The sequence below is a fragment of the Bacteroides sp. MSK.18.37 genome (assembly GCF_019129155.2).
GTDB classification, from domain to species: Bacteria; Bacteroidota; Bacteroidia; order Bacteroidales; family Bacteroidaceae; genus Bacteroides; species Bacteroides ovatus.
Genome location: NZ_JAHOIB020000001.1, coordinates 5,090,252 through 5,107,874, shown reverse-complemented (window position 1 = coordinate 5,107,874; position 17,623 = coordinate 5,090,252). Strand labels below are relative to the sequence as shown.

The following is a 17,623-nucleotide window of genomic DNA, read 5'->3' as shown; positions in this document are numbered from 1 at the left end:
TGACGTGAAAAGGAAATTAATATATATATTCTGGTGCTGGCTGTCATCGATCTTGTTATTCATGGCATGTGATGACATGGAAGACAAACCTTTCACATCAGGCATTATAGGTGATCCGACAGAAACAGGTACCGCCGAATTATATGTATTATGTGAAGGACTGTTCAACCAGAATAACAGCTCATTGGCACGTTTCTCTTTCGGTAATCAACAAATGGTTCGTGATTACTTCAAAGCAGTCAACCACCGAGGATTAGGAGATACAGCCAACGATATGGCTATTTATGGAAGCAAGGTGTATGTCGTAGTCAACATCTCCAGTACAGTAGAAGTGATAGATTTTCGTACAGGAACCTCATTGAAACAAATTCAGATGCAGGCAGAAAATGGGAGTTCCCGCCAACCACGCTATATCACTTTTCATAAAGAAAAAGCATACGTATGTTCCTATGACGGAACCGTTGCGCGTATAGACACAACTTCCCTCTCCATAGATGCTATCACAACAGTGGGACGTAACCCTGACGGCATTTGTGTACAAAACGAAAAGCTATATATTTCCAATTCCGGCGGATTGGATTATTCATCAGGGCTGGGTGTAGATAATACAGTATCCGTTGTCGATATTGCCACATTCAAAGAGAGTAGCAAAATTATAGTAGGCCCGAATCCCGGTAAAATAATAGCAGGTCCGGATGAAACCGTCTATGTAGCCACCCGTGGCGAAGATATAGAAGCCGGAGATTATAATTTCGTCAAGATAGACTGCCGGACAAACAAAGTCACTCAATGTAACGAGAAAGTGCAAAACTTCGCCATCGACGGAGACATAGCCTACCTATATAATTACAACTACACCACACAGACTTCTTCTATCAAGATGTTCAATCTGAAAACAGAAGAAACAATCCGTGAGAATTTCATAACCGATGGAACTGTGATAAAGACACCTTACGGTATCAATATCAACCCTTACAGCAACAATGTATATATCACCGAAGCACGCGATTACACCACTTACGGCGACTTACTTTGTTTCAACCAACAAGGACAACTCATGTTTCGCCTAAACAACATCGGACTTAACCCGAATACCATCGTATTCAGTGACAAAGCCTCACAAAGCAATATTGACGACAATGACGATGACACGGAAAACCCTCTAGCTTTCGCCAATAAAGTATGGGAATACCGCCCTGCTCCCGGACAATTTATCAATACTACCACATCAGCATACAAGGATGGATTTACCTACGATGAAATATTGGAAGAAGCAACCCGCAGAATCCAGCAAAAATCGCTTATTACATTAGGAGGATTCGGTGGCTACATTGTTTTAGGATTCCCACAGCCCATTCCGAATGTAACGGGAGAATATGACTTCAAAGTAAGAGGTAATGCTTACTACAATTCCAAAACCGGAACAGGAAAACTGGGAGGAAGTGCCGAACCGGGAATTGTATTCGTATCCAAAGATGCAAACGGTAATGGAAAACCTGATGACGAATGGTATGAACTGAAAGGCAGCGAATACGGGAAAGATACAGAAACCCGAGAATATGAAATAACCTATTACCGTCCGAACCTAGCCAACCAAAATGTTTTCTGGAAGGATAATAAAAAAAACGAAGGATATATTCTCCGCAACAGTTACCATAATCAGGAATCCTATTATCCACTTTGGATAGAAGATGATGAAATCACATTTCAGGGAACACGCCTAAAAGATAATGCTGTCTTAGAAAATGGATTATGGGTAGGATATTGTTATCCATGGGGATATGCAGACAACCATCCCAACACCAAGGAAGGCAGTAATTTCAAGATAGATTGGGCTGTGGACAGTAACGGCACACCAGCCGACTTGGATCAAATAGATTTCGTTAAGATTATGACTGCAGTTAACCAAGACGCAGGACAAATGGGTGAAATATCAACCGAAGTCACAACCGTTGAAAACTTACATTTCAAAAAATAATCAACAATTTATTAATAACTAAAATTAGAAAAGAACATGAAAAAATTATCCTTATTATTACTATTATCAGTATTTATATTTTGTGGCTGTAGCGATGATGACGATACAAAAACATACATACTTAGCTTGCCTAATTACGAAACTCATACACTCGACATGGGCGATCAAGAAAATCCGGATGATTCATGGTCAGTAAGTAGTGAGTGGGGAACAACTAACTATAAATACAATCTGTTAACTGACGCAAGTGGAATCTTTGAATTTGACTGTGTATCTTCAACATACGGTTTCTATTCAGATAGCTTTGCATTTACGAATTGTACAGTAGAAGATTGTCCAGACTTCGCAAGCTATGATTATCGCGCTATCACCAAAAAAGGGGTAATCAATAATACATACGTTATCGTTGGAGCTGCCGGATATAAAATCGGAAAGAATTCTGATAAAGAAGCCGCAATACGATTCAGAGATCACGACAACCCTAATGAACTGGAAGACTATAGAGTAAAAGGACTATATGTAACAAACAGTGTCTATGCTTATAGCAGTATGAAAGAAGGAACTGGATATTATGGTGAAGAAGAAATATTCGGAAGCAACGACTCATTCAAACTTACTATCTACAATTATGATAAAACAATGCACGTAGATTGTTATTTGGCAGAAGGAACCAATCTCCTCGATCAATGGAAATGGGTAGATCTAACTTCATTGGGAGAAACGAAAGGACTAAAATTCTCATTAACATCTACCAAAAAGAATGAATACGGTCCATTGACACCGACCTACTTCTGTCTTGACGGTATCACTATCGAAGACTAAATAACCACTGCTCGATTGACCTCAACCTATTATATATTTATTTTTAATCAGCCTATTGATTACCAATAATCAAACTTATAATCATACTCAATCGAATGCATAATTTTAAAGAGCCGGATATCCTTTTAAGGGATCCGGCTCTCTTTATATCTTCTTACCACAAATTGATATATCACTAGCCTACGGAGAAATAATTCCATCAGCCACAACTTACAAAAAGTCATCATATATTTGTTAATCACGCAGATTTTAGCTACATTCGTCGACCTAAACTATAAATCTACAACAATGGAATTACCTTTTGCTGAATCATGGAAAATCAAGATGGTAGAACCCATCCGGAAAAGCACACGTGAAGAGCGTGAGCAATGGATTAAAGAAGCACATTATAATGTCTTTCAACTCAAATCAGAACAAGTTTATATCGATCTCATCACCGACTCCGGCACCGGAGCGATGAGTGACCGTCAATGGGCGGGAATGATGCTAGGTGATGAAAGCTATGCCGGAGCGACCTCATTCTTCAAGTTGAAAGAGATGATTACGAAACTAACAGGATTTGAATACATCATACCAACCCATCAGGGACGTGCCGCTGAAAATGTTCTTTTCTCTTATTTGGTACATGAAGGAGACATTGTGCCCGGCAACTCACATTTTGACACCACCAAAGGGCACATCGAGGGACGTCATGCCATCGCATTAGACTGCACCATCGATGCAGCCAAACAAACCCAACTAGAAATACCGTTTAAAGGAAATGTAGACCCTGATAAATTACAGAAAGCCCTCACAGAATACGCTGAACGGATTCCTTTTATCATCGTCACCATCACCAACAATACAGCCGGAGGACAACCCGTCTCTATGCAAAACCTGTACGAAGTACGTGCCATCGCCGACAAATATGGCAAACCCGTACTTTTCGACTCTGCACGTTTTGCCGAGAATGCCTACTTCATCAAAATGCGCGAAGAAGGTTACCGAGACAAAACTATCAAAGAAATCACACGGGAAATGTTCTCTCTTGCCGATGGCATGACAATGAGCGCCAAGAAAGACGGAATCGTCAATATGGGCGGATTTATTGCCACGCGACGTGCAGACTGGTATGAAGGTGCAAAAGGCTTCTGTGTACAATACGAAGGCTATCTCACCTACGGAGGCATGAACGGACGGGATATGAACGCCCTCGCCATCGGACTGGACGAAAACACCGAATTCGACAACCTCGAAACACGTATTAAACAAGTGGAATACCTGGCAAAGAAACTGGATGAATACGGAATCCCTTACCAACGCCCAGCCGGAGGACACGCCATCTTCATTGATGCGCCTAAAGTGCTGACACATGTTCCTCAAGAAGAATTCCCGGCGCAGACGCTAACCGTAGAGCTCTACCTGGAAGCCGGTATCCGTGGATGCGAAATCGGTTATATCCTTGCCGACCGTGATCCGGTGACCCATGAAAATCGCTTTAACGGCCTTGACCTACTTCGCCTCGCAATCCCCCGCAGAGTATATACCGACAATCACATGAATGTAATAGCTGCCGCCCTCAAAAATGTATATGAACGCAGAGAAAGCATCACTCATGGAGTACGTATCGCCTGGGAAGCTCCCTTAATGAGACACTTCACAGTTCAATTGGAAAGATTATAAACTTGGAGAATATTTGTTCGCGTAAAACAAAAGTGTTCCCCAAGTGTTTATATTATAATCGAACTTAATACGTAAAAATTATGGCAGAAGATTATAAATTAATAGACAACGAAGAAAAACATCGGTATGAGTTTCAGATCGATGGCAAAATAGCTGAAATAGACTATATCAAATCAAACAATGGAGAAATATACCTTGTACATACCGAAGTACCCGCCTCATTAGGCGGCAAGGGAGTAGGCTCACAACTTGCGGAAAAAGCATTGGCAGACATCGAGCGACAAGGTCTACGCCTGGTACCGCTTTGCCCGTTTGTAGCCGGATATATTCACAAACATCCGGAATGGAAGCGAATTGTAATGCGTGGTATTCATATTAAATAAATACATATATGGGAAAAAAAATTGAATATACCAATGGTGAACTGACCATTGTGTGGCAGCCTGAATTATGTCAGCACGCCGGAATATGTGTAAAGATGCTACCCAATGTTTATCATCCCAAAGAAAGACCCTGGGTGCAGATTGAAAATGCGACAACAGAAGAATTAATTGCACAAATCGGCAAATGTCCGTCAGGAGCATTGAGCTATCGACTTAATAAAAAAGAGAAATAACCCAATAGTGAAAGACTTCGCTTGAAAGGCTTTGAATTCATAAAAATGAGATTGCTTCAAAATAAAAAAATGAGGCAGTCTCATTTTTCGTTTTAGAAAGACACTACATTCGGACAATGATAACACACCGAGAAAAGAGCCTCACACATTTCCTCGTCCGTTCAATTCAATGTCCACGTCAATACAAAGTCCGGACAAATACGATAACCGACAGAATAAAGTTCTTGCTGCGCCGTAACTAACTCCTGAACCTGAAACGTCCCCTCCTCTTGAGGAATAAAATGCGTCAGCCGGAGTTTACGAAGATCAGCATCCGCATTTTCCATCCGCTTGAAAACAGCTTCCTTTGCCGACCAATGCAATAACAGCCCCCAAGTTATATCTCCCTGATAAGATTCTACTTGCTCGTCAGGACGGACATAGCGGTCGCATACCTTGTGAACCCGTTGGGCATATTGTTCAATGTCAATGCCTACCGGAACCGAAGAAGCAAGCATCACCGCCACATAACCTTTCGTATGAGAAATACTGATAAAAAAAGAATGATCTGTGAGATAAGGTTTCCCCTCGAGAGAGTAACCGATTTCCTTATCCTCCTGCAACATGGAATACAGCAGAACACGAACCGACAACCATTCCATCTTACGACGTTCGGAGACAAAGCGATTCAATTCCTGCTCACAGAAAGCTCTTCGCGCACCGGGCAAAAGAAGCAATAAAGCATCCAAAGACTCTTCCATCTTCCAGACAGCCCACTGTATGCCATTCGTCTTATACTGCAGAAACGACGCCATCTTCCATTTCTTTCGGCAGAATTGTAAACTTAACTTTCAATATACGGCGACTATCCATTTCGAGCACTTCAAACTCATAATTGTGATACGTCACTTTCTCATGCAGCGCCGGGAATTCACCTTTAATTTCGAGCAACATACCTGCCAATGTATCTGCATCTCCCACCACCTTTTCAAATTCGTCTTCGTCTACTTTTGCAATCTTATAGAAATCCGTCAACTGCGTTTTCGCTTCAAATATCCAGGTATGGTCATTCAAAACAACGTATGTACGCTCTTCATCATCGTATTCGTCGTGAATCTCACCTACAATCTCTTCGATAATATCCTCCATCGTTACCAGCCCGGAAGTTCCTCCAAACTCATCCACAACAATAGCAATATGAATCTTATTCGCCTGGAAGTCACGCAGCAAATCATCAATCATCTTCGTCTCCGGCACAAAATAAGCCGGACGAATCAATGACTGCCAACGGAAATTATCCCCCTTATTGACATGAGGCAGAAGGTCTTTAATATACAGCACCCCTTTAATATTGTCCCGTGAACCGGAATAGATAGGAATACGTGAATAAGCATTTTCAATGATACATTGCATCACCTCCTTGAAAGAGGTACGGATATCCAGATCGACCATATCCAGACGTGATGTCATCACCTCCTTCACGGTTTCCCCACCGAAACGGATAATTCCCTCCAGAATATTGTTCTCTTCAGAAAGCTCCGCTTTATCCGTCAATTCCAACGCGTGCGACAGTTCATCCACAGAAATATTGTGACTCTTCTTCACAAAATGCTTATTCAGAAAAGTTGTCGAACGCACAAGCACAGTAGCTATCGGACGGAATACCTTTTCCAGAAAGTAAATTCCCGGTGCCGAAAAACGGCAAAAGGCCAATGTTTTCTGTGCCGAATAAATCTTAGGCATAATTTCACCGAACAACAACAGGAGGAAGGTCAGGATGACGGTCAGTATCAGGAACTCTGCCAACGGAGAATGGAAAACAAACACATTCATAAAGAAGAAATTGCAGAGCATGATAATGGTCACATTCACAAAATTGTTCGTAATCAATATCGTTGCCAAGAGACGTTCGGTGTCCCCAAGAAGAGCACTTATTTTATCGTCGGAAGGATGATTGCGCTCATCAATATCATTCCGATCAGAAGGAGATAGCGAGAAAAAAGCTATTTCGGAAGCCGAAGCAAAGCCGGAAGCAAGCAGGAGCACACCTGCCAGCGCTATGGCAATAATAGCAGAGATAGAAGGAGTGTTTACGGTAATACCGTTGAAAATGTCAGCCAATTGGCTTAAATAACCATCTGAGTCCAAAGAGTTTATATTTTAGTTAAACAAAAGATAATGTGCCAATGAGTTAGAAAAAATCGATTGGCACACTATCACATTATTTAGAACGGCAAATCATCTGCCGGATTATCTTGTACAGGTTGCGCCTGCGACTGCTGCGTTTGTTGCGGCTGGCCGGCAACCGGTTGTTGCTGCTGTCCCATAGCAGGCTGTCCGGAAGCAGAAGCTCCCGCACCCGGGTTGGCTCCTTTCGGAGACAACATTTCCATATTATCCACATAAATTTCGGTGATATAGCGCATAGCACCCGACTGATCGCTGTAAGAACGCGTTCTTATTTTCCCTTCCAGATACAGCTTGTCACCTTTGTGCACATATTTATCTACAATCTCTGCCAAACGGTTAGATGCAACGATATTATGCCACTCTGTTCTTTCGGGAATCTGGGTTCCATTAGCCAACGTATATCCACGATCCGTCGTAGCCAATGGGAAAGTTGCCACTGCCGAACCTGTATCGAAGTATTTCACCCGAGGATCTTGTCCTACATTTCCTACCAATATCACTCTATTTACTGACATATCTGTATCAAGTTTATGATTCTTAAAATTAAATCTGCTGCCAAAATTAAACAGAATAACAATAGGATGCAAGAATTTTAAGTATTAAAACTTAATACTTGCCATTTAGTGCTTGCAGCAGAGTTTGCACCAGCCTTGAAATAGCGTACTGCTCCAGTTCCTCCACTTTTATTTTCTGGAAATCACCGAAAGAAGTCAAATTTTCAGATAATGTTACTTCATACAGATTAGCATAAATCACCCGGTGAGACAACACATGCTTCACTTCCCTGCAAACAGAACGCACCACCGGCACTTCCCCTGATGCAAAGAATGCACGGAATTCTGGCAAAGCAAGAAACTCTTCTTCCGAAAGAGCCGTCGGAGTCTCTATCAATGGCAATTCGAACAGATTCTTCCAAATATCATTTCCTGTTCGTTTATTTATAAAGGTATACGCGCCCGCACGTACATAAATATAATTGAAGTAACGGTTGGTAGTCTTTGTTTTATGCTGTTTCACCGGAAGCTTTGTCACTAACCCCTTCGAAAGTGCCGAGCAACCGCCTGCCAAGGGACAAAACAAACAGTTGGGCGACTGCGGAGTACACTGAATCGCTCCGAAATCCATTATCCCCTGATTGTAAACAGCCGGATGCTTCTTATCCAACATCTCATCTGCCAATGCTGCAAAAAGTTTCTTTCCTTCCGTCGAATCAATCGGAGTATCTATACCGAAATAACGTGAAAGCACCCGATACACATTACCATCCACCACCGCATAAGGCATACCGTAAGCAAACGAACAGATAGCTGCCGCCGTGTACTCCCCCACTCCTTTCAGAGCCAGCACTTCCGGATATGTTTTCGGGAAAACACCATTCATGCTTTTGGCGGCAGCATGAAGATTGCGGGCACGCGAATAATACCCCAACCCCTGCCAATACTTCATCACCTCGTCCTCATCCGCAGCAGCCAAAGTCTGTACATCGGGAAAACGCTTGATAAAGCGAAGAAAATAATCATACCCCTGCGCCACCCGCGTCTGTTGAAGAATAATCTCCGAAATCCAGATCAGATACGGATCGGCAGACTCCCTCCAGGGCAGTTCACGTTTATTCTCTTCATACCACTCTACAATCGTTTTCGTAAACTCGTTCATATCCTCATTCCTAATGTATTATCTAACATTTATCTTGTATATCCTACTCAAAAGGCACACAAAAGTAACTCTTTTAGCTCTAAGAAAACCCTATGCCACTATTTTTTTAGAAAAATGTGCAGAATATATTTTTTTAGGAGCTTAAAAAGCTATATATTTGCAGTCCAAAAAATTAGCAATAACATAGTAATAATATTTTTTTTAAGGAAAAATGACTAAAGCAGATATTGTAAACGAGATTACAAAGAAAACTGGGATTGATAAGCAGACAGTTCTTACAACAGTTGAGGCATTTATGGATGCAGTAAAGGATTCACTGTCTAACGATGAGAACGTATACCTGCGTGGGTTTGGTAGTTTCGTAGTAAAGAAAAGAGCACAGAAAACTGCTCGTAACATTTCTAAAAACACTACGATCATTATTCCGGAGCACAACATTCCGGCTTTCAAACCGGCTAAGACATTTACAATTTCAGTAAAGAAATAATAAACAAGAGTATTAACCCATAAAATGTGAAGCTATGCCAAGCGGAAAAAAGAAAAAAAGACATAAAATGTCTACGCACAAGCGTAAAAAAAGACTAAGAAAGAACAGACATAAAAGCAAAAAATAATTTTTAAGTCTGGATCACACAGAAATAAAGAACAAACTTGCGAAGCTAATGTCTTTCAAGTTTGTTCTTTGTTTAAGTAGCTAACCCTAAATGAACAATTTGTCAAAAAAGTTGTTCATATAAACGAGATTCAATCAATAATAAGGAAACAAAACAGTGACAAATGAACTAGTAGTTGACGTACAGCCCAAAGAGGTCTCCATCGCCCTTCTCGAAGATAAGAGCCTGGTGGAACTTCAAAGCGAAGGAAGAAATATTTCTTTCTCTGTGGGCAATATGTATTTGGGACGTATCAAGAAATTGATGCCCGGACTGAATGCATGCTTTGTAGACGTCGGTTACGAGAAAGACGCTTTCCTTCATTATTTAGACTTGGGTCCTCAATTTAACTCACTCGAAAAGTTTGTAAAGCAGACTTTAAGCGACAAAAAGAAGCTGACCTCCATCAGCAAAGCAACCCTGCTTCCCGACCTTGACAAGGATGGAACTGTATCCAACACCCTCAAAGTAGGACAAGAAGTAGTGGTGCAAATCGTTAAGGAACCGATCTCCACTAAGGGACCGCGACTGACGTCCGAAATTTCGTTTGCCGGACGCTATCTCGTACTGATCCCTTTCAATGATAAGGTTTCTGTTTCACAAAAAATTAAATCGAGCGAAGAGCGCGCCCGCCTTAAACAACTGCTGATGAGCATCAAGCCTAAAAACTTTGGTGTCATTGTCCGCACGGTAGCCGAAGGCAAACGCGTAGCCGAACTCGACGGAGAGCTTAAAGTTTTGGTTAAGCATTGGGAAGATGCGATGGTAAAAGTACAAAAAGCCACCAAGTACCCGACGTTGATTTATGAAGAAACCAGCCGCGCCGTAGGTTTGTTGCGCGACCTCTTCAACCCATCATTTGAGAATATTCACGTCAACGACGAGGCTGTGTACAATGAAATTAGGGATTACGTATCACTGATTGCGCCCGACCGGGCTAATATCGTGAAACTGTACAAAGGCCAACTTCCCATTTACGACAATTTCGGTATCACCAAGCAGATTAAATCATCGTTTGGTAAAACAGTCTCTTACAAGAGTGGTGCCTATCTGATTATTGAGCACACTGAGGCGCTTCACGTAGTAGACGTGAACAGCGGTAATCGCACCAAGAATGCCAACGGGCAGGAAGGTAACGCACTCGAAGTAAATCTGGGAGCCGCCGACGAGCTGGCCCGCCAACTGCGATTAAGAGACATGGGTGGTATCATTGTCGTCGACTTCATCGATATGAATGAAGCCGAAAACCGTCAAAAGCTTTATGAACGAATGTGTGCCAATATGCAGAAAGACAGGGCACGGCATAATATTCTGCCGCTTAGCAAATTTGGGCTAATGCAGATTACACGCCAACGTGTGCGTCCGGCAATGGACGTCAACACGACCGAAATCTGTCCTACTTGCTTCGGCAAAGGCACCATCAAATCGTCCATTCTCTTTACGGACACTTTGGAGAGTAAAATTGATTACCTGGTCAATAAACTGAAGGTTAAGAAATTCTCGTTACACGTCCATCCGTATGTTGCCGCCTACATCAATCAGGGACTCGTTTCCCTGAAACGGAAGTGGCAAATGAAATATGGATTCGGTATTAAGATTATTCCAAGTCAGAAACTCGCATTCCTGCAATATGTGTTCTATGATACACATGGAGAGGAAATCGATATGAAGGAAGAAATCGAAATCAAATAGACAAAAGGCGGCTCGTTAGGTACGGGTCGCCTTTTTGTTTGATCTATTTCTCTTCCACTATCCACTTTTCAATATTGCGGGTTTCCGCACTGAAATTTACTCCTATTTTAAAAAGCTTCCGTCCATCCATCTCGAAAGGAAGAGCATAGTGCTTGTCGTTTATCTGTTGTAAAGCCTCTTCTGCCGTACCGTTCAGTTTAAATTCCATGATATAGATGAAATTGTCTGTCTGCAAGACAAGATCGATGCGCCCTTCGCTTGTATGATATTCCACTTTGGCATAGAAGCCAACCAGTTTAAAGACGATGAAAAGTACATTCTCGTAATGCAGTTCCTGGTCGCGAATCACTTCGTAGGTGGTATCTGCAAAGAAACTTTGCAGGCGACGGAAGAAAGAGTCGTAATCGCCGGATTCCACTTCACGAACAAACTTCTGAATTTCAAAAGGAGATTCTACCTTATTCACATTCGCATAATAAGGAAGCAGAAAACGGACAAACCCCTCTTCTACTTCACGATTCGGGAAACCTAAGCGGTATATTCCAAAACGTTCGTCATACCCTTTAATGGTGAGGTAGCCACTCTGATAAATCACCGGAATAGGATTAGTCGATTCGGAGTCTATACTATTCAATACTTGGGCATCGGTTTCTTCGTGTGTCATCCGCTCCAAGTCATAATGATGTTTTTGCAGTAATTTCACCAGATAAGTGGGTGTACCTGTTTCAAACCAGTAGCTGCCAAATTCTCTATACTTAAAAGCATTGAGCAAACTAAACGGATTATACATACCGATTGAATGGTGCGTAAAGTGATAGCCGTCATAACATTCTTTCAATTCTGCACAGAGTTTATCATACGTCACACCTCGAACATCAGCAAATTCATGAAGCTCGGCATCCAAAGTATCATGAAGTTCCTGATCGCTAACCCCACAGATTTCAACATAATCTTTTCGCATGGATATATCGTCCAAGTTGTTCAAGTCACTAAACACACTGACTTTGCCAAACTTTGTCACACCGGTAAGGAATGCAAACTTGATGCAACCGTCCATTGTTTTAAGCGCTCCATAAAAAGGCTTTAATGTATTCCGAAATTGCTTTTGCAATTCTTCATTACCGATGGCTTGCAACATGGGTTTGTCATATTCATCGACAAGAATAACCACACGTTGCCCCGCCAACTTACAGGCACGCTCTATGATACCGGCAAAACGCAAAGAAAACGAACGTTCGGACGGCTCGGCACCATATAGTTTTTCCCATGCTGTCAGCGATTTATCAAGTATATTATCCAGACTTTCGGATGTATCATATTTCTCGATATTAAGGTCCAGATGCAGTATAGGATATTTTATCCAGTCCTTTTCCAGTTTTTCCACAGCCAACCCTTCAAACAGTTCTTTCTTTCCTTGAAAATAGGCCTCTAAGGTGGAGACGAGCAGACTCTTTCCGAAACGGCGCGGACGACTCAAGAAGTAATAACTTCCGGTCTTTACCATTTGATACATCAGTGCTGTCTTATCAATATAGAAATAACCGTCATTACGAATTTTTTCGAAATTCTGAATGCCGATCGGATAAATTTTATGGCTCATATTCTCTTCTTTTATAAATCAATGCCTTTCTTGCAAAGATATATATTTTTAATAGAACTCTTTGTCATGGCAAGTTAAAAGATTCTTTTCAACAATTCATTCTACACATTTACCAGGAAATAATTTAAGGACGACAAAGTAAGAGGAGGATGACTACACAAAAAGATTGAAAAGCCCGGACTTTCGCAAGCTCGGGCTTTCTATATTCTCTCAAGACATCTCCTTAATCTATAGGGAAATGGGGAACTAGCAAAACATTTAGAGTATACTAGTATTCTTGTAAAGAGATGCACTTAGAGTAAAGAAAAAGGGATGCCAGTGGGAAATTAGGGAGGCATCCCTTTCTAAAAGAAGTACAGATAGGGAAGGATTGACTTTCACAAGCTAATACCTTCCATCTGTTACTTCTCGGCGTATTCTTCACCATAACGGCGAAGAAGGGTTTATCTATTTTATCATCCGTTCAAGAGACAGCTCCCAATCCCATTAGGGATAAACATAGAGGAGCTATCTGATAAAACATTGAATGATTTCAAATTAATCTGCAAAGAGAGCAGTAGGGAATGTTACTGTCTTCACTACAGCTGCAGGAGATGTCGCGCTCCAGCTGATTGAAGGAGTAATAGTAACCGTCACTACCAAATCTTTCACAAGGCCTTGCAGTGCCAGACCAGCAGATGTAAGCTTCACTTTCTTTCCAGTAGAATCAAACTCGAAGTTAACTTTATCACTTAGTTCTACCTTAATAGAATATCCATAAAGAGCAAGAACATCGTCAGCAGAAGTCAAAGTACTAGTGTCATAAGTATTTTCATCTGCAGTCGGCCACATAGCCTTGCCTTTTCTGTCTTTCCATACGAGGTCAGTTAATACATCGATCTCTTCATTTTTAGCTTTAGCCGTATACTCTTTTATAATGCCAGTTTTTGCTACTGCCGCACCAAATTCTGATTTAAGCAGTTCTGACAATGATATGAATTGAACCTTTTTGTTACCAATTACAGAAAGATCAGTAGCACCATCAGGTTTACAATTTACATTTACGGTCAATGCCATATTGTCTTTAGCGTGATCCATGTCTACTGTGAACTTACCGTTAGCTACACTTCCTACAGGATCGTCGCCATTCTTGTCTATAGCGTATGTAACACTAGTGTATTTCCCTGCAGTAACTCCGTCAGTAATATCGCTCCAGCCAGTAAAGATTGCACTCATATCTCTTTCAAGTTTGATGCTCTGAATTTTAGTAACTGAACCTGAAGCAGAAGTAACGGTAGTCGTTGTTTCATTAATTACGAGAGATACTTTATCATCTTCAGTCCACATACCTGGAGCAGGTGTAAACACAGGCACGAGATAACCGACAGTTACCGGCAATTTGAATATAATTTGCTTCGTATTATCAACGTCGACTGTCAATACAGCATCCATAGAACCCAAGTATGCAGCGCCTACTGTCAGTTTCAGGGCGTCGTATTTAGTGTTGCTAGTACCAATGCCACTGAACTTCACTTTATCAGTTGCGTTGGCCGTAGCACTCGAACTGCTAATTTTAGCAGTAGTAATAGCATCTTTGATTGCTTTAATATTAGCAGCTGACACCTCAATATCACTCTTTTCGCCAGAGTTCCAAGTTACATCCTGTGCTGCCAAAGTAACTGTTTCTACTTGCTTGAAGGTGACAGTCAGTTTAGCTGCAGCATTGGTTACACTCGCACGCTCTACTCCATCATAAGGTTTACCATCTGTAGTCAGATAGCAGACTTCTACCTCTGCTTCTTGTCCTGTGGGAGAAATAATAGTCTGTTTACCATCTTTCGTTCCTAATTTCACATCTGCAGGAGCACCGTCCGCTAATTGATAATAATATGCGTAGACAGTACTCAAATCCATAGGAGTAGTGGTAGCTGCAGCAGCCAAGTCATCCAAAACAAGCTCCTTACCTACTTCTGCAGACACTGCTGCATCCGCCAGTGTTACAGTAGAACCAGAAACTGCTTCCGCTTTAATCTTCACATCATAAGCAGAGATAATCTCATTACCCCATGCGTCGTATGTGCAGAGTGCATACGCAGCTTCGGCAGGTGCTGTGGCTAGATCACCTTTTGGATTGATAGTCAGGTCATAGATACCACGATTTTTAGTAGGTTCTGCAGTACGAGTCAAAGGGCCAACTGTCTTGTTCTGCGCCATTTTAGAGATAATGTATGGTGCGTCCCCTTTTGAGTCCTTCAAAAGAATAGTGTATTTGCTAACATCACTAAAGTCGATATTCACCGGATTAATCAAAGCGTTCACTACATTGTCTGCAGCAAACAATAGTTGATTTTCTTTATATTCAACCCCATGGAACGTGAAAGCTGCTGCACATTTACCGTATTTTAATGTAACATCTTTCGTTCCGTCAGTAGTGATTTTGCCGTTGTTAATTGCTACTCCCTGAATACTAGTAATCAATTTACCAGTCGGCAGAACAACATCCACAAACTTACCGGTTTCCTGATCCTTCACATGCAAAGTCAGACTAGGAGTGCCGTCACCTTGTACAAGATAGATATTGGATTCAGCAGAATCACCCTTCACCCATTTACTTGATGCGTCATCATAAAAATACCAGAAGCCTTTTTCATAGTCACCGGTTCCGTTACCGATAAAAGGTGAATGACCGGCAGGACCTGTTGCCCCAGTTTCTCCCTTCGGGCCGGCAGGACCTGTTGCCCCAGTTTCTCCCTTTGGACCGTCAGGACCAGTTGCCCCAGTTTCTCCCTTCGGACCGGCAGGACCTACGGCACTATGTCCACTGTCGATACCGTCAAACAACCAGTGGTTAGTGGTTGGATCAATAGTAACCTTCGTTCCAGGATCTCCTTTTTTACCGTCTACAATAGAATAAGAATCTCCATTATTGAAAGTAATTTTAAATCCACCTTCAATATCGGTCACGTCAGTCACCCATTTACCGTCGTCGACCTTTGCCTGCAATGTGGCAATGCCTGCCTTATTCGCATCAATTTGCGTTTGCAGATTGTCAATGTCATCATCATAGTCTTTACAGCCTACGTAAGTGACAGTAGCAAGTGCCAATGCCCCGAAAAGCATTACCCTAACAAAATTTTTCTTCATAACTACTTAAAAATTACATTAATAATATATTATTAAACACTAAGTTTCAACAATAACCCCTCTGTTACTTTCTAGGTAACGGAGAAACCTTTGTGCCTGCTCTTCGGGAGTAGTTAATACTGAAAAATAATACAATATGCAATGAAACTTTTTTACCCCTGCTTCTGAAAGGCAGTAGAGGGAAGGAGATTTTTTGCAAAAATTTAGAAGTTAACAAAGTCCTAATACAAAGAATCCGCGTGTTTTATTTATATAATTCCTGTTTTGAGTGGTTTATTGGAAAAAATGTATGATTTCGTTTGGTTGTTTTAAGAAATATGCTCATATTTGCACCGATATTCATTCCCGTTACCTAGAAAGTAACAGAGTAATTTTCAAGTATTTACACCTATCACAGAGCGTTTCACAAAGTCAAGAACTTGTTTATTTGCTTCATCAATTTTCTTACTCCGGAAAGGTTTCAGGTAAGTCTCGGTCACAGTGATAGATGAATGTCCCATCGCTTCGGAGATAATGCCCGGATGAATTTCACAATAATAAGCCGTCGTAGCCCAGGTATGGCGGGCGGTGTACGAACTCAATTTATCGGATAATCCCAATAATTCACCTAACAACATCAACTGTTGGTTAAAGCTGCGCAATGCCAACTGATATTCGCGATACGCCTCTTTAGTTCCTTCACGGCTTTTCAACAACGGAAATAAATAAGGGGAAGTAGGATCACGATTGATGTACTTCTTTACCAGGATCATCGCTTCCGCAGTCAACGTCACAGATAGAGGACGACCTGTCTTACGTCTGCGATACGTTATTACGTTATCACGCAAATCGCTCTTACGCAAATAAGCAAGATCGACAAATGGCATACCACGTAACAAGAACATCAAAATAAACAACTCTTGTGCCTGATATACAGCCAATGAAACACCCGATGTACGGGACAATTTAACAAACACCTTTTTCATATCTTCATCGCCCAACGCACGTTTATGATCGGCGCGAGTACCGGTATAAACAGAACGGAACAAGTGAGGAACATAAGGTGCCTTACGAAGATCGACGGCACGATTGTAAACTGCACGAAACGTACGCAAATAAGTGGAAACGGTGTTCCAACTACAACCACGACTACGAAGATGTATTTCAAATCCTTTTAACCACTCCGGACTCACTTCTTCAAAGGTGAAGTCCGCTTTCCCACAATAAGCAATGATGGCATTCAGACTGCTACGATAAACGTGCGCAGTACCGAAGTTTCCCTCCACCTGTAGCCCCGTGGCTACTTGCTTCATAAATGTTACTACTTTCAACATTTTCTCAATTTATTAATTTATTCGACAATAAAGATACAAGTATTCTTTCATCTAAAAACTCATCATACGAACAAAACTGAAAACAAAGATGTTTTATAGAGAAAGCTATCAAAGTCGATTTATAACAAAAGCCCGGACTTTCGCAAGCTCGAGCTTTCTATATCTTGGGGACGTCTCCTTTACCTATAGGGAAATGGGTGACTAGCAATTGATTCTAGTACAACAAAAAAGACGCTCCAAGAATAAAGATAAAAGGGATGCCAGTGGGAAATTAGGGTGGCATCCCTTTTCTAAATAGAAGAACAAAGATAGAAGGATGGACTTTCACAAGCTGTGTCC

The 17,623-nt window shown here is 41.5% G+C and carries 14 protein-coding genes; 7 read left to right on the top strand and 7 right to left on the bottom strand.

Features of this window, described 5'->3' with window-relative positions; genetic code table 11:
- The first annotated feature begins 4 nt into the window (after positions 1 to 4).
- From KSX81_RS19645 to KSX81_RS19625, 5 genes are all read left to right on the top strand, one after another.
- Complete coding sequence (locus KSX81_RS19645; RefSeq protein ID WP_004321384.1) at positions 5 to 1,978, top strand: YncE family protein; 1,974 nt, start codon at positions 5 to 7, stop codon at positions 1,976 to 1,978.
- A gap of 36 nt (positions 1,979 to 2,014) precedes the next feature.
- Positions 2,015 to 2,800: a DUF4465 domain-containing protein gene (locus KSX81_RS19640; RefSeq protein ID WP_004300637.1), complete on the top strand. Its 786-nt coding sequence runs from the start codon at positions 2,015 to 2,017 to the stop codon at positions 2,798 to 2,800.
- 288 nt (positions 2,801 to 3,088) lie between these two features.
- The gene (locus KSX81_RS19635) at positions 3,089 to 4,462 is read left to right on the top strand and encodes a tryptophanase (RefSeq protein WP_004300638.1); all 1,374 of its coding nucleotides are present in this window, start codon (positions 3,089 to 3,091) and stop codon (positions 4,460 to 4,462) included.
- An 80-nt stretch (positions 4,463 to 4,542) separates the two neighbouring features.
- Entirely contained in the window at positions 4,543 to 4,845 is a 303-nt protein-coding gene (locus KSX81_RS19630; RefSeq protein ID WP_004300639.1) for a GNAT family N-acetyltransferase, read from the top strand.
- A gap of 8 nt (positions 4,846 to 4,853) precedes the next feature.
- The gene (locus KSX81_RS19625; RefSeq protein ID WP_004300640.1) at positions 4,854 to 5,078 is read left to right on the top strand and encodes a (4Fe-4S)-binding protein; all 225 of its coding nucleotides are present in this window, start codon (positions 4,854 to 4,856) and stop codon (positions 5,076 to 5,078) included.
- Between the two features lie 161 nt (positions 5,079 to 5,239).
- Here the strand turns inward: KSX81_RS19625 and KSX81_RS19620 are convergent, their stop codons facing one another.
- The 4 genes from KSX81_RS19620 to mutY all read right to left on the bottom strand — a co-directional run bounded on the left by KSX81_RS19620 (position 5,240) and on the right by mutY (position 8,903).
- Positions 5,240 to 5,872, bottom strand: coding sequence for a 4'-phosphopantetheinyl transferase family protein (locus tag KSX81_RS19620; RefSeq protein ID WP_004300641.1), 633 nt, complete (start codon positions 5,870 to 5,872; stop codon positions 5,240 to 5,242).
- Entirely contained in the window at positions 5,850 to 7,205 is a 1,356-nt protein-coding gene (locus KSX81_RS19615) for a gliding motility-associated protein GldE (protein WP_004300642.1), read from the bottom strand. The genes KSX81_RS19620 and KSX81_RS19615 overlap by 23 nt, the downstream gene beginning before the upstream one ends.
- Positions 7,206 to 7,282: 77 nt before the next feature.
- The gene (locus tag KSX81_RS19610; RefSeq protein ID WP_004304191.1) at positions 7,283 to 7,762 is read right to left on the bottom strand and encodes a single-stranded DNA-binding protein; all 480 of its coding nucleotides are present in this window, start codon (positions 7,760 to 7,762) and stop codon (positions 7,283 to 7,285) included.
- Between the two features lie 91 nt (positions 7,763 to 7,853).
- Positions 7,854 to 8,903 (bottom strand): A/G-specific adenine glycosylase, encoded by a 1,050-nt coding sequence (mutY, locus tag KSX81_RS19605; RefSeq protein ID WP_004300644.1) that lies wholly within the window; start codon positions 8,901 to 8,903, stop codon positions 7,854 to 7,856.
- A 211-nt stretch (positions 8,904 to 9,114) separates the two neighbouring features.
- Here mutY and KSX81_RS19600 point away from each other — a divergent pair, with 211 nt between their 5' ends.
- Together KSX81_RS19600 and KSX81_RS19595 are read left to right on the top strand one after the other, a co-directional pair.
- A complete protein-coding gene (locus KSX81_RS19600) occupies positions 9,115 to 9,390 on the top strand; it encodes an HU family DNA-binding protein (protein ID WP_004300646.1) in 276 nt (91 codons plus the stop codon).
- A 283-nt stretch (positions 9,391 to 9,673) separates the two neighbouring features.
- A complete protein-coding gene (locus KSX81_RS19595) occupies positions 9,674 to 11,248 on the top strand; it encodes a ribonuclease E/G (RefSeq protein WP_004300647.1) in 1,575 nt (524 codons plus the stop codon).
- Positions 11,249 to 11,291: 43 nt separating this feature from the next.
- Here KSX81_RS19595 and KSX81_RS19590 read toward each other — a convergent pair whose 3' ends face one another.
- The 3 genes from KSX81_RS19590 to KSX81_RS19580 all read right to left on the bottom strand — a co-directional run bounded on the left by KSX81_RS19590 (position 11,292) and on the right by KSX81_RS19580 (position 17,284).
- The gene (locus tag KSX81_RS19590) at positions 11,292 to 12,848 is read right to left on the bottom strand and encodes an ATP-binding protein (protein WP_004300648.1); all 1,557 of its coding nucleotides are present in this window, start codon (positions 12,846 to 12,848) and stop codon (positions 11,292 to 11,294) included.
- 537 nt (positions 12,849 to 13,385) lie between these two features.
- Positions 13,386 to 15,971, bottom strand: coding sequence for a collagen-like protein (locus KSX81_RS19585; RefSeq protein ID WP_004300649.1), 2,586 nt, complete (start codon positions 15,969 to 15,971; stop codon positions 13,386 to 13,388).
- A gap of 374 nt (positions 15,972 to 16,345) precedes the next feature.
- A complete protein-coding gene (locus tag KSX81_RS19580; RefSeq protein ID WP_004300650.1) occupies positions 16,346 to 17,284 on the bottom strand; it encodes a tyrosine-type recombinase/integrase in 939 nt (312 codons plus the stop codon).
- Positions 17,285 to 17,623: the final 339 nt, after the last annotated feature.

Bases quoted from the DNA above. Each gene is read 5' to 3' on its own strand.
- KSX81_RS19585 (WP_004300649.1), bottom strand. From the start codon at position 15,971: ATGAAGAAAAATTTTGTTAGGGTAATGCTTTTCGGGGCATTGGCACTT.
- KSX81_RS19580 (WP_004300650.1), bottom strand. From the start codon at position 17,284: ATGTTGAAAGTAGTAACATTTATGAAGCAAGTAGCCACGGGGCTACAG.
- KSX81_RS19620 (WP_004300641.1), bottom strand. From the start codon at position 5,872: ATGGCGTCGTTTCTGCAGTATAAGACGAATGGCATACAGTGGGCTGTC.
- KSX81_RS19590 (WP_004300648.1), bottom strand. From the start codon at position 12,848: ATGAGCCATAAAATTTATCCGATCGGCATTCAGAATTTCGAAAAAATT.
- KSX81_RS19640 (WP_004300637.1), top strand. From the start codon at position 2,015: ATGAAAAAATTATCCTTATTATTACTATTATCAGTATTTATATTTTGT.
- KSX81_RS19600 (WP_004300646.1), top strand. From the start codon at position 9,115: ATGACTAAAGCAGATATTGTAAACGAGATTACAAAGAAAACTGGGATT.
- KSX81_RS19625 (WP_004300640.1), top strand. From the start codon at position 4,854: ATGGGAAAAAAAATTGAATATACCAATGGTGAACTGACCATTGTGTGG.
- KSX81_RS19610 (WP_004304191.1), bottom strand. From the start codon at position 7,762: ATGTCAGTAAATAGAGTGATATTGGTAGGAAATGTAGGACAAGATCCT.
- mutY (WP_004300644.1), bottom strand. From the start codon at position 8,903: ATGAACGAGTTTACGAAAACGATTGTAGAGTGGTATGAAGAGAATAAA.
- KSX81_RS19630 (WP_004300639.1), top strand. From the start codon at position 4,543: ATGGCAGAAGATTATAAATTAATAGACAACGAAGAAAAACATCGGTAT.
- KSX81_RS19635 (WP_004300638.1), top strand. From the start codon at position 3,089: ATGGAATTACCTTTTGCTGAATCATGGAAAATCAAGATGGTAGAACCC.